Below are 13,198 nucleotides of genomic sequence, written 5' to 3' on the forward strand. Positions count from 1 at the left end.
TATGAATTCATATTTTGGGATTTGGTGATATCATTTAAAATAAAAGCAGCTGATTTCTTATACTGATAATTAAATATTTGTTAGAAAAGAATATAGATAATATATGGTATTTCCCGTATCAGACAGTTTCAATAAACGCGGATAAACTGCATAATATTTTTCATTCTATCGCGATGGTAGTTTTATTGATTGCAAGAAGACATCATATTCACGACACCACTCCTTTCCTTATGCATATATATCCATAAACTAATTATGAAGAAATTTCATTACTTCAACCGGAACCTGCTCCTGTCGTTTATTATATTCCAATTTGACTGCCTTTAAGATATGTTCCAAAGTAAAGACAGCACCATCTTCCATTCTCCAGTAACAAGCGGCATTGACTGCAACATTTTCAATTTGTGCCAGAGTAAGATTCAGATGCTCTGCAAGCCAGATAGAGGGAAGTTCTGTTTTTAAAGGGATATCGGAAAAACAAACTCTCCATTTTTCTGCTTTTACAGTTTTATCAGGTAGAGGAAACCGAATCATGACTGTTATACGTCTTAAAAAAGCATCATCGAAATTCTGAAGGATATTGGTTGTCAGAATCACAATCCCCTGATACTGCTCTATTTCCTGCAGTAAAAAGGCCGTTGCACTATTCGCATATTTATCATTTGAAGAGGATACTGCTGTCCGCTTTCCAAAAAGTACATCCGCTTCATCAAATAACAGGATACAATTATTTCTCTGAGCATTGCTAAACATTTTACGCAGGTGTTTTTCACTTTCTCCGACATATTTATCCATTATCATTGAAAGATCTACCTGCCACACAGGAAGACCAGCTTCCTTTCCTAGAATTTTGGCAGCCAAGGTCTTACCGGTACCACTTGGACCATGAAACAGGACAATACATGCCTGCATTCTATCATGTACATGAAAGTCAGAATCCCCCATATGCTGAATTCTAAATAAAATATAACGCAGTTGTTCCTTCAGGTCATCACTGCCCAGCCAGTCCTTCCATTGTGAATCAGCAGGCAGTATTTTATAAAGTGGAGAACTACAATCACTAGAAATTATATCCATATGATAATTACTCAATCTGCTTCCCTCAGGGTCTGTTTTTTTATAATCCACCATATCCTGCGGTGTCATATGAAGATAAGATTTAACCCATTCCTTTCCCCAAAGAAAGAAACTCATTGTCCGCAAATCCGCTGCAGATAAATACGGAGGTAATTGTATGACTGGATATCTGTTTGTGATAACCGATTCAGCAGAAATAATAACAGGGATATTGAGGCAGTTAAAAAAATATTCAAGATAGGAAATCTCTTCTCTTAGCAGTTCCTCTTTAGTATCTAAATAAACAATACCTCCATCCTGCAGTCTGATAAAAAAAACAATACAATTCAATATATGAAATCGTTCCTTTACATCTGCCTGTTTCCATGCAATACCAGATAGTAAAAACACTGGTTCTTCAAGAGTTTTTGCACATTGCAATGCCAGTGTTCGCTTTCCTGCATGTGCTTCTGCAGCTAAAATACATGATTTATTTAAAGTTATATTCTTCAACAGTTCTGCCAGTTGTTCTTTATATATTGAAGCAAATGTCTGCTGTGATACTTCCACATATCGAAACGCCTTATGCTGAGGCAGGCAGCCACTGGACAGATAGTATAATACATAAGCTTGTAATCTGACCGGCGTCATCATCAGATAGGTTTCTTCAATACGCTGGAAAAGGATATCTTCATTTAAAAAAGCCATACATACTGCTGCGGCATTTACAGGTAGTGGATACAACCCTGAATACCATGACAAAAGGATCCCCAAAGAAAGAAAGGATGCCTTTGTTTTTTTATATACATAGGAGGATAAAGTTGTATCTGTTTCATAAAGAAAGGCACATAGAAACAGAAAATACAGTATATCATCCAGCTGAAATTTTTCCTTCACATAAAGAAGATGTGGTTTTGGATATGCAGAGGGCTTTTGGAGCTCCTGAAACAATACTGCAAGCTCTTTTGGTTTCCCCTCTGCCTGAAGCCGTTCAGAAAATTCCAAACATTTCTGTACATACTCCTGATTATTTCCTGTCATATTGAATTCCTCACTTCATGATATCCGCACAATTCAATTGTGCAGTATTCATTACTCTGTCTGCTTTTTGCAGAGCTGTCGTAATTCCAAGATATGCATTGTGATTCATAAAGGACTGCCTCATAAAATGTACCTGTATCTCCGTATTCGCCGATGCCTCTTGCTGAAAAAAGAATAACAGCTTCTGCTTTTTCTCCACAGGTATACAAGGTACAAATACATGAAGAACAGTATCCTTTGCTTTCATACATACTTCAATGTGAAACAAAAACTTCACCAGCTCGGAAAGATAAAACAGACTGCCCTTTTCCCGATAGATACGATTCCATAAAGCCGGAAGCATGCGCAGTGCAGCTAGCTCAGCATAATCCTGAAAATGTTCCAGCCCCTGCCAGGTAAGCAGCTCCCTCAGATTTTCTTCCGTTGCACTTTCCGGATCCAGCTGTTCATAGAACCTGTCAATTTCGTCCTCTAACGATAGATAAACATCCTTGAATACAGACAGATAAGCGTCCAGCGTTGGATTGTTTTGATATACATAGGGCAAATACTCACTGAACAAAACCGCCGGAAAGCTCAGTTCATAGCCTGTAAAATACAGATGATTTCCCTTTGGCTTTCGTACCTGAAAGCAGAAGACCAGATAACGTCCGCAAGCAGCTTCCCCTCTGCCATACAATAACATATCACTACTGTTTTGCGTGAATCCCTTTTGCCGTATCACATGAAACTGATCCTCAACAGATAACGTGAGCAGCTGTGTTTTGGCAGCTTCAGCATCAAACATCCAGACAGAAGCCTGCAGCTCCCACAGCTGTTCAAAATGTAAATGCAGCTCGTCCCATGTTCCTGATACCTCTCCACAGTCAAACACATCACTGACATACACAGCTTCACTGCTTTGCACATCCATTGCCAGTGCACCATCGGGTGCCGGCTTCATATGAATGGCATTCCCATGCAGACGCATTTCTCTATTTGACTGATAACATAATGCCTCCTTCAATACCTTCACCTCCAGTGGTTGCCTATATGCCCTGTGCTATGACAACAGCCTTTAAACGATATGAAACAGCAGCCTGATAGGGCAGCCTTTCATAATCATGATCTCTTTGAAAGCAGCAGTGGATAATCTCTGCGGCACTGCTCTTTCTTAATTCCTGTAAAAGATCAGCAGCATACAGATCCTGTCTTTGCACTCTGCAGTTCTGTATATAATCTTTACAGACCGCTTCCAGCTGATTTTTTGTCTGTGATGATGCCAGCACCTGTATCCTTAATGCAATGCACAGCTCTTGTATATGGATATCCTCAACACATACACGATCTGTGAAGGGTACATGCTGTTGCACAAGCCGCTGTACATAACAGCGATAAGCCGGGATATGACATGCGTGATTGCAGGTATCCAGTATATGAATCATCCATTGCCCGGGTTTTGTCTGTACCCGTACCTCCGAAATTGACAACAGGGGATACTGCAACAGAAACTGAACAAGCTCTTCCTTATGGAAAAAGATTCCCGGCTGTTCATACGGTATCTCATAAAGCGGTGTACTGCGTGCATTGCTTCCCGTCAGATGAGGGAGATATACCTGTATCGTTTCTCTGTGCAATGTAAAATTTTCCTGTTTCTGAACAAAATCGGTAAACAGCAATGCATTCTCTGCAGCTAAAGGAAGCTGAAAATCCCTGCCGTTCCCCATACAGATACCATTCTCTGTCCGATAGCATCCCATACCACCACTCCCCTTTTCATACCTGTCTATGATGTCACCATCCTGCCATACACTTGGTTCCATCAGAAAGGCAAGCCGGTATGCTGATAAGGGGGCAAGCGCTATGCTTTGTGAACAGATTCCATTCAATGTAAAGGTGGAAGCCTTATGCCGCAGCTCTTCCCGTTGTGCAATCAAACGTGCCGCTATGATATCCTTTGGGAATGCCTCCCAGTAAAAACAACAGTCATGCTGCGACTGTACGCGGCGGTGTGGATGCAGCCTCCAACGTTTGTCCATTCCCTGAATTTGCAGCATAACCTGTTCCTTTGCGATATCCCCACTGATATGGATATGCGTCATAGCAAGGCTTGGCAGCTCCCACGATTTTGCAAGTGTATTTTGTGCTTTGAGCAGCACCGTATTCATCCATATTGCCTGTAAACCGATGGGATGATCCAGACATTTCTCTTTTATACGAAGACGCAGCCAGAATCCACATTCTTCAAAACAGGTCGATTCCACCATATCCTTCCCTGTCTGAAAACGCAGTTCCCCATCACACTGCAATGCATGGGTGGCATCGTGTAACTCACATACCTTTTGCCAGCCGTGAATACTGAAGTATTCCACATACAGCTCCGCCATATCTGGCCATTCCATTTCCACATTCTCCACACAGGAATTTTCCACACATATATATAAGGAACAGGAAATATTTTTTGGAAGCGGGTCTTTTATCCGGATATACAGGCTGCAGACAGACGCCTGTAAGGAAAGGGTATAGGTGCCCTCCAAAGCACGCAGCAGCTCTGTGATATTTTCTGCCTTCGTATTCTGTTCTACGTATATGGAGCATATTTCGTTTGGAAAAAGCTGATAGGAATGCATAGTCTCTAGCATTAGCACGGTTTCACCCATAGAAACAGGAAACTGCGTTCCCTCCCAAAGCATCATCGGCTGTTTCGGCTGCATGCGGAAAGCAAGGGGTACAGGACACAGTTCTGCTTCCCTATGGCCCTGAAGTCTTTCATACTTTTTGATATGTGCCTCCTGCACCTGATCACTGTAGTAATTCAGCATATCCACCAGCATCGTCTGCATTTCCAAAAGTGTATAGGAAACATCGGAAGGGAATATTTCCTCTTCTCCACTGCGCTGCTTCCATTCCTTTACAGCATCTGCAAACAGCTCTTTGTATGTGTACGTATCCAGCTTTAGTACGTTCATGAGCGCTCCTTTTCTCCCTTATATTCAGGTAGGAAGCAATTCCTGTACCTGCTGTTCAAAACGGCTTTTTATCTTAGTCCGCATGAACTTCGGCCTTGCTTCCTCTTAAAATCCTCACGGCTCCCACCTGCATAATACCCGCTTTGTTTTCCATGAGGTTCTCCACATGGCACATCACTGTATCCTGTTTCCATATACGACCTCTTATCTCACAATTTGAAACCGTACAATCGGAAAACACATTCTGTATATAGTGCTTCAGCTCCTCCGCTTTGCAGTATTCACCAATTCTCCAGCCTTTTCCGTCCCGTCCATGAACAGGATGCAGATACGTTTTGATCTGTTCCTTTACAAGCCCATCCAAATCCAGATCCTCATGCTCTATTTCCAACAGGATATCGAGCATAACGGTTTCCGGAGATCGTACGATTATGTCCTTATGAAAGGTATCCGGCAGCTTCTTTTGTAAAAGCTCCTGTACCTGCTGTTTCCTTTCACGGCTCTGCATCGTAAAGCCTGCATCTGTCCACAAAACAAACGTGTGTATTTCCCCATCCTGCGCATAGCAACGCACATCCTGTACATCCGGAAGCTGATCCAGCACATACCGTTCCATATCCTGCAGAGTCAGTATGTGTGCAGGCTCTGTTTGTGAATGAGAAAGTCTTTGTATCAGATGCTCATCCGTTTCTCTAATCCGCTGCCAGCTGGAATTTGTCAATGTGTGAACGGCAGTTATCCTCTGCGTGCTTTGTGCAGGAAATACAACTGTCCCCTGCGGCAGCTCCTGTGGCTGTTCCCGCCTTCTGCAAATGAGCTTTACACGAATACGCGCTGATTCCGTTCTCTCTTGCAGGATTGTTCGGCTTATCGTAACGATTCGCTGATCCTCATCATAATAAATCTGATGCTTTTGAAGATTTTCGGAATCAGCCGCAAATGTACATTTCTGCCAGTAATTCCTATCCTGAATATACACCTCGCAAACATCCTCTTCACAGGTTATATCCACCGGCAGCTCCTGTATATAGAATTCTTTTTCAATCTGTATTTCATCATCACCATATGCATACACACAATTCGGCTGTATGCTTAACAGACGGTTATTGAGCATACTGCCATCCGTTTGTACGCAAAGCCAAAAGCCAGCTTTTCCAAAGCGCTGTGTTTCCTTCATATCGGAGGGGAAAAACATACTGAGCAATCCACTGTGAGAAAAACCGTCCGTTTCATCCTCCACCGCCAATGGTCTCAGCGCAGCTCCCTCGTCTATGAAATATCGTACATTCTGCATACAATCAAAGGAATGCTGCAGCTCCACAAACATACGGCACGCTCCTGCCGCCGGCTTTTGATTGAACAGAAAATACATAGATGTCCGCTGTGCAGGAAAGCCAGGAAACAGCAAAAAAGAATGTCCGTTTTCTATGGTATGACTTTCTCCATTCGCATAGGTTCTTACACTTTTTGGATATATACGGCTGTTTCCGTAATCATATTCCCAACGGGAATGCTGAATCAGCGGGATATGATGGTAGGATGGCAGCTGATAACAGTTTTCTGCTTTCGTAATCATTAACCGAAACCAGTAGCTTTCCACTCCGTCATAGGTATATGAAAGCATGTCTTTCGGACAGCGAAAATGCATGGTACAGGAATCCTTCGGCTGATGAAAAAAATCCTTTGAAAAATGAACATCATTCAGCTTTACCCATTCTCCATTGAAATACTCCAGGCGTACACCATCGACATAGACATCATAGACAACCTGCTGTCTGGGAAGCCTGCGCATAAATAAATGATATTCCTGATCCTCAATCAGCTCTTTCCCCGCCGTATACAGCTGTTCCCCGGTGGAAAACCTCCAGGTCAGCTCTGCACCAAGGCGTGTAAAAACCTCATCGCAGCGCATATAGCACGTCTGAAATATAGATATCGGAGCATCTGCCAGTGGAAAACTTCCGGGATTTTCCTCCATATCCTGTACACTGATACTGTCCGGATAAGCAGAAGCACCAGGTATACGCAGATAGATACCATTCACCCATAGTGCCGGAATACGCTGTGTATCGCCTACCTCCATGGAAAACAGAAGCTCTCCTTCATCCATGGGAAAGCTCTCCTGAAAATGAAAGCTAAGATGGGTTTTATGCAGCGTCAGCGTCCAATCCTTGCGCAGCTCATTTGCAAATCGTATCTGCCAGGTAACACTGCCGGATACCAGCCATGTGAGAAATTCTTCAAGCTGCGCCTCACCGACTTCAAAATAAACCTCGCAAATCGCATGCTTCCTGCGTTTAAAGATATTTCCAACCGTAAACTGCAGCGCGTACCGTTGGATATTATTGCCATGTTCTGTAAATAGCGGAATATCTTTACACATAGGAAACTGCAGAATTTTACGTGTGTTCGGATATGCGAAAAACACCTCCTTTGCATACGTATGCTGAAGCTGGATATCTTCCTTCACTTTGATTGGAAGCAAGGAGCTTCCCTGCATATACAGAGGAGTATCCTTTTTCATCAGCGTATGAGAAAAAGAGGGGGAAGGCTGGAATTGAAGGCAGGTCATACATGTCTGTCCATATATGCGCTGATATGGCAGCCGGTTGAAATACCGGGTCCTGTGAACCTGCATCAGCTGCTGCAAGGAGGCTTGTGTTCTCATCAGCATTTCAATCCCGATATCCTGAAGAATTGCCGCAGGATCATGTTCATCCGCCTGCCATTCGTTCAGATATGCACGCTGCCGTTGTTTCTGAAGCATCTTAACATCAATCATACCCCTGCCACCTTTCCTTATTTCCTTCCCTGTTTTGTGTATACTGTCTTACACGCATTATATTTCCTTATATGATTCCTCTTTCAATTACTCTCGTGGTGTGATACCCATTATATTTCTTATCACCTTGTACACACGGTATTTCATGCTTACTGTCCTCTGTTCTATTACTCTTGTATTGTAATTACCTATTGCATTTCTTATCTCTACACATACTATTGTTTCTTACAAGCTGTCTGCTGTGCCATTACGTCCACAATGAAATTCATATTACGATCCTTGTGATCAACATACTTTCATTCGCATCCAGCAAGTGAAATGCCTATTCATTCTCCAGCGGTAACGGGTATTGTAAAGAATCGCTCTGGCCGTTTTGCCTGCACACGTAGGTAATCGTAAGCAGCAGCACTGCATCCTCCCGCTGAAAGCTTACCTGAATATCATCAATACGCGGCTCCCATGTATGCAGGGATGCGATAATCTCACGCTGTATCATATCCTCTGTTTCAACTCCTTGATTTTCAAACACATAATCCTTTAAGCGACTGCCAAAGGAGGAAAGCATCCATCTCTCCTTTACATGAGTTGACAATATCAGGAAAACACTGGTTCGTATACGCTGTGCCTCATCACACAGCGCTGCATGATGCGTCCATGGATCAATCTGAAAGGGAAAGGAAAGCACTGCTTTGCGATGTTTATCCAAGCTTCACAAGTCCTCCCTGTACCTCTGTAATACCACTGGCAGAAATTTTCACACCGGAATTCCCCTTAACAGCTACATCCAGCTTCGCCTCCAGTTTCAGCTTCTGTCCACTGAATTTGGTGTCCATCTTCGTTTCGCTTGTCAGTGTCTGTCCCTTTATCTGCAGATTCTTTCCTTCCAGTGTAATACTTCCATCCTTTTTCATGGTAATGCTGCTGTTTCCACAATGCAGGGTCAACTCCTTTTCCGCATCCAGTGCAATGCTTCCGTTTTTTCCGTCTATATGCAGTGTGCTATCCTTTAGCTGTACAGAAAGCAGCTGTTCCTTTTCATCCAGCTTCAGTGAGGTATCCTTGCAGGTCACCTCCATTTTTGAGGCATCCTGCTCATCCCATATGGACAGCTGCATACCATTTTTCATATGCCATTGCTTCTGTTCATTTTTCTCACTGCAGGCATTCCATAAAGAGCTGTCATTCGCAGCTATACAACCGATGGCAACAGCTCTGCGTGCTGTTTCACCGGTAAATAGCACCATGACCTGATCCCCGATTTCCGGTCGGCATAAAAAACCGAAGCCTACACCACCATAGGGAAGAAGAAGCTCCACCCCCTCCAACAGATCCTTACCATCCTCCATATACGGAAGCTTCACCTGCAGCGTTGCTTTCTTTTCCTCACTTCCATATCCGGCAACCGTCGCAATTACCATATTGCGAAAGCTGCCCTGTTCGTCCATATGCATAAGATCCATTTTCATCATCCTTTCTGTATGACTGCCTCCCATTCGGTATAGGCACTGACATGATCTATATGGTGGATAACGCGTATGACATAGCCCTGTATTTTATCTCTGTCGCCGGTTTCTGGCAGAATCAGCTGGGAGCCACACAACAGCCAGGGCAGGACTACACACTGTCCGTTACATTTCGCATAACTGTTTTCCACCTCTTTTTTGATTCCGCTTATCATATACTTTAATTCTTCCATATCATGAAATCCATCATCCATTATGCTTGTGGAGGTATGCTTCACAATATTGGAAAGCTTTTGGGTATAGGGAAGGGTTGAAGCCGCGATACTTTCCTGTACTGCCTTTTTTTCTGTAAATCCGTCACAGGCTGCTGTTTGTACATTCCCGATAAGATCCTGTATGGTATATCTGCATTCCACCCGGTATACTTCCTGCGCAGCATCCAGTTCCATCGTTTCGCTGTGTACGGTGAAACGCGGTTCAAAGCACAGAGTATCTCCACGAACATAGCAGGTATTCAAGGTCTGTGAGCATAGTCTTTGCAGGATATCGTAATCTGTAAAGCCATAGGCTGACCACAGGGTATCCACGGCCCCAGCCAGTGGCGTAATACTCACAGAGGCAGTATATTCTGCATACAGAGTTGTGTTCAGGATATCCTGAAGCAAGGCATTCTTCGTTTTTCCGCTTTCAACAGCACACCGCTTATGCAGCATCATCAGGCCCTTGACATCCTGTGCATACAGCTCCAGCTCCTGCAGACTTCCGCTTCCGCTTTCCCGCAGCGTAATCGTATGAACATAGCCCTGAAAGAGCAGCTCCTCCGTTTTCTGATAGCCCGCCTCGATCGTGATACATGCGCCGCTTTGCAATACAGCTTTCACGGCACCGGTATCTGTAATATCACAAAAGAGAAGCTCTGCGGTATTGGTTTTTAGCTCACAGGATGTATCGACATGCAATTCTTTTAATGTTAGACAGCCCGGATACAGCTGCTGTTTATCAATGCGTACGGTTACTGTAAGCTTTTCAAAGCCTGCATTTGCAGTTTTTGCTTCACTCAGCTTCATAATCTTGCCTTCTTCACATCATTTTGCTGTGCAAGATTTTTCCAGTTTTCACTGTCTTTATAATCGCGCAGAGCATCCAGAAAGGAGGTATGCACACACAGCTCCGATTGTTCACTGGGATTCACTGTTTGCAGCTGTTCCCCATAATACTCTCCGGCTATGGATATAGAAACCTCGCCGCGTACGGGAATGCCGGAAGGAGAAAACATCGTATAGCGGACATCTATTTTTTCCAATATACCGATAACGCAGATGGAACTCCAGGTAAAGCAGATTTTCTTTAATTGCTCCTTGGTTTCCACACCGACGTTAGTATACGGATACAGCTTCCGTATATAGGAGCGGATATCCTCATAGCTGCTTTGGGATATAGAGGTATAGGTATTATAGAAAAGCGTTGTGGATAGATGCAGTACCTGTTTTTCCTTCTTCGTATCCACAGGATTCACCTTAGGATCCTTGGATCCATTTTCCATGCTGTATAAGGAAGCAACCGCTTCACTGATTAAAATTTCATTCGGATTGAACTGTACATAAAACACATCCGATCCCGGTTTTCCACTATCATCCACATTAGATAGCTTTGCCTTTGTCAGCATATACCTATCTCCTTCCCTCACGCAGTCGTTCCTGCTTTAATTTACGCTCTACTTCCCGTACAACAGCTCTTATTAAAGCATTCATGTCAATGCTTTGACTCCCTGGCATTATCTGCTGCTTGGTCTCTGCTTTTTTCTCTGCTTCATTCTCCTTTGGGATAACCTGATTTTGCAGTCGCTGCCTTTCCCGATACAGCAGCTTTCTGCTTTGCTTTTGTACCACAGGATGGAGTACCTGTCTCCAGGTCTGCAAGGAAACAGATGTGAACAAAGATGATTTGTGCAGCTGTACACCTTGGGGATAGATGGACAAATGCTTCTGCATGTACGCGTTTAAATAGCTTTTTGTTTCTGTATGTTGTAAATAGCCTGTGACAAGCTCTCTGGCTTTGGCTGGATGGTATTGATAATAATTTTTTTCTTCCAGCAAACGCTGCTCTGCCATTTGTTTTACAGAAAACCGGGCAAGACGAAGCTGCAGGATGCTCCCCGGATAGCTTCTATTTATGATTCTTTTTGATTGTATGACAAGGCTATTGCTATTGCTTTGCTGCTGCAGCTGTAAAAAGGTTTGCGCCTGATGCACATGCATTGTCATATTGTGATGAATATGGTGCGTATGCTCCTCTTTTCGTATAACACTGGTTTTTATTTCTTTGAGAACTGTCTTCGGTCTTAAAAGAACCGGGTGAAAGCCATGTCGGTAGAACGCATCCGTCGATAGTATTGCAATGGGTCGGAATTTTTTCAGTTTACGCTTCTGCCTCCAGTTATGAAAGAACATAAAGCTCTCCATATGCCAGTGTAAAGGTATCAATCAGGATTTCATTGCTCTGTGCCTGCATAGCAGACACCTCCCATTTCGCTACCACAAGATTTTTTAATGTATAGGTTTTCATGACCGTCCTTCCATCATTTCCATATACCTCAATCGCCATGGAGTCAATCTGCTCGCCTACCAGATAAAACGGATGCTGCTGTTTACTGTAAACGCCCTTTTTCAGGGTTACCATCCCCTGTGAGGTTGTACGTTTAGGGAAAAGGAGAACAGAATCATTCCGTCCTCCTTCCTGGTATGTCTCTACTTCAATTTCCCGGGCGATGCCGCTCAGCTCCTGAAATCCCATAGTTGTATTTTGTATGGTCACACCAAAACGGTAGGCATGCAGTAATTCCATTGTCATAAAGCTATAAATACCGGATATGCTTGGTATCCCTTTCCTTTTCTGTTCATACACACCTCCGATTATATGTCGAATATACTTTCCGACTCTCCATTTGCTCTGCGGTTGATTTTGCCGGCTTCTTCACAGAAGCGGTTGCGTTCCTTATGCGGCAGATTCAGAAGCTCATCATAGCTCCAGTGAAAGTAATAAGCTAGGAATGAAATCTGTTCATATAACGTATCGCGACTGTACAGACTCAATCCCTTTGTGAAAAATTTATCGGTTCATCAAACTCCTTGCCGCAGTGCGGACAGGTTACGTGAATGATCATATCCTCATTATTGTTTATCGTTTCATACATATTTTGAAGAAAATTAGCATCTACTGTGTACATATCGGCAATCATTTCCGGAGTGACACAATCACAGCCCTCCAGCTTTGTAATGACTCTGCTAAGCAGAACAACCGTCATGTACTCCGGGGCTGAGCGGGTTCTAAAATCCCGTACCGCATCCAGCTCATCCCTTGCGGTTGCAAGTCGCATGGTACCGTTTTTATGTATCACACCTTCTGCATCACGATATCCCTTGGGCAGCGTAAATGTGTATTCTGTCTGCATATTTTTTCACCTACCCTCTGATAATCGCTTCGCAAGCGATATCCACGGATTCCACAGCCAGCTCGTTACCGGTGGCGCTGAAATCGGAAAGTGCCAGCTTGATAGGAATTGCTTTCTGCAGTGTCCATGAGGTAAGAACCGTTTTATGATCATCTCCCAGCAATTCAATTACCACATCCTCCTGTTTCACAGTTGCGGTTTGCGTACTGTTCAGCCAGTCATATAGTGCCTTGTTGGCAGTCAATCCGTATTTTAATGTTACGTTGCCATATTTTACAATGCCCTGCTGTTTGATCACAGAGCTGGATTCGTAATTTCCTTCCCGATACTCAATCGGTTCATAGGAAATATCTCCACCGGATATCTCGGAGAATCCCATGTCTCCAAGACTTCCCACAGTAACCTTGTAATTATATTTTTTAAATGGATATACAACAGCCATAGTGCTTCCTCCTTA

12 protein-coding genes are annotated in these 13,198 nt (G+C 43.5%); all 12 read right to left on the reverse strand.

Going from position 1 to position 13,198, the window contains the following annotated elements; genetic code table 11:
- Positions 1-249 precede the first annotated feature (249 nt).
- The gene (locus NE665_RS02805) at positions 250-2,097 is read right to left on the reverse strand and encodes an ATP-binding protein (protein ID WP_256302451.1); all 1,848 of its coding nucleotides are present in this window, start codon (positions 2,095-2,097) and stop codon (positions 250-252) included.
- Positions 2,098-2,107: 10 nt separating this feature from the next.
- Positions 2,108-3,103 carry a phage tail protein gene (locus NE665_RS02810; protein WP_178760194.1) on the reverse strand — a complete coding sequence of 332 codons (996 nt, stop codon included), beginning with the start codon at positions 3,101-3,103 and terminating at the stop codon, positions 2,108-2,110.
- 22 nt (positions 3,104-3,125) lie between these two features.
- The gene (locus NE665_RS02815) at positions 3,126-5,045 is read right to left on the reverse strand and encodes a hypothetical protein (protein ID WP_178760195.1); all 1,920 of its coding nucleotides are present in this window, start codon (positions 5,043-5,045) and stop codon (positions 3,126-3,128) included.
- Positions 5,046-5,118: 73 nt separating this feature from the next.
- Positions 5,119-7,827: a hypothetical protein gene (locus NE665_RS02820; protein ID WP_233104513.1), complete on the reverse strand. Its 2,709-nt coding sequence runs from the start codon at positions 7,825-7,827 to the stop codon at positions 5,119-5,121.
- 322 nt (positions 7,828-8,149) lie between these two features.
- The gene (locus NE665_RS02825) at positions 8,150-8,533 is read right to left on the reverse strand and encodes a GPW/gp25 family protein (protein ID WP_009274201.1); all 384 of its coding nucleotides are present in this window, start codon (positions 8,531-8,533) and stop codon (positions 8,150-8,152) included.
- A complete protein-coding gene (locus NE665_RS02830; protein ID WP_178759860.1) occupies positions 8,526-9,287 on the reverse strand; it encodes a phage baseplate assembly protein V in 762 nt (253 codons plus the stop codon). Before NE665_RS02830 ends, NE665_RS02825 begins: the two co-directional genes overlap by 8 nt.
- Positions 9,288-9,292: 5 nt before the next feature.
- Positions 9,293-10,357 (reverse strand): hypothetical protein, encoded by a 1,065-nt coding sequence (locus NE665_RS02835; protein WP_178759859.1) that lies wholly within the window; start codon positions 10,355-10,357, stop codon positions 9,293-9,295.
- A complete protein-coding gene (locus tag NE665_RS02840) occupies positions 10,354-10,956 on the reverse strand; it encodes a hypothetical protein (protein WP_178759858.1) in 603 nt (200 codons plus the stop codon). The genes NE665_RS02835 and NE665_RS02840 overlap by 4 nt, the downstream gene beginning before the upstream one ends.
- A 4-nt stretch (positions 10,957-10,960) precedes the next feature.
- Positions 10,961-11,740, reverse strand: a complete 780-nt coding sequence (locus NE665_RS02845) for a hypothetical protein (protein ID WP_178759857.1) — start codon at positions 11,738-11,740, stop codon at positions 10,961-10,963.
- Positions 11,727-12,194, reverse strand: coding sequence for a phage tail protein (locus NE665_RS02850; RefSeq protein WP_233104514.1), 468 nt, complete (start codon positions 12,192-12,194; stop codon positions 11,727-11,729). The genes NE665_RS02845 and NE665_RS02850 overlap by 14 nt, the downstream gene beginning before the upstream one ends.
- Positions 12,195-12,378: 184 nt before the next feature.
- Positions 12,379-12,741 carry a phage tail assembly protein gene (locus NE665_RS02855; protein WP_178759856.1) on the reverse strand — a complete coding sequence of 121 codons (363 nt, stop codon included), beginning with the start codon at positions 12,739-12,741 and terminating at the stop codon, positions 12,379-12,381.
- 10 nt (positions 12,742-12,751) lie between these two features.
- A complete protein-coding gene (locus NE665_RS02860) occupies positions 12,752-13,183 on the reverse strand; it encodes a phage tail protein (RefSeq protein WP_009274192.1) in 432 nt (143 codons plus the stop codon).
- Between the last annotated feature and the right edge of the window lie 15 nt (positions 13,184-13,198).

The sequence above is a fragment of the Clostridium sp. DFI.1.208 genome (genome assembly GCF_024463855.1).
GTDB lineage: Bacteria > Bacillota_I > Bacilli_A > Erysipelotrichales > Erysipelotrichaceae > Clostridium_AQ.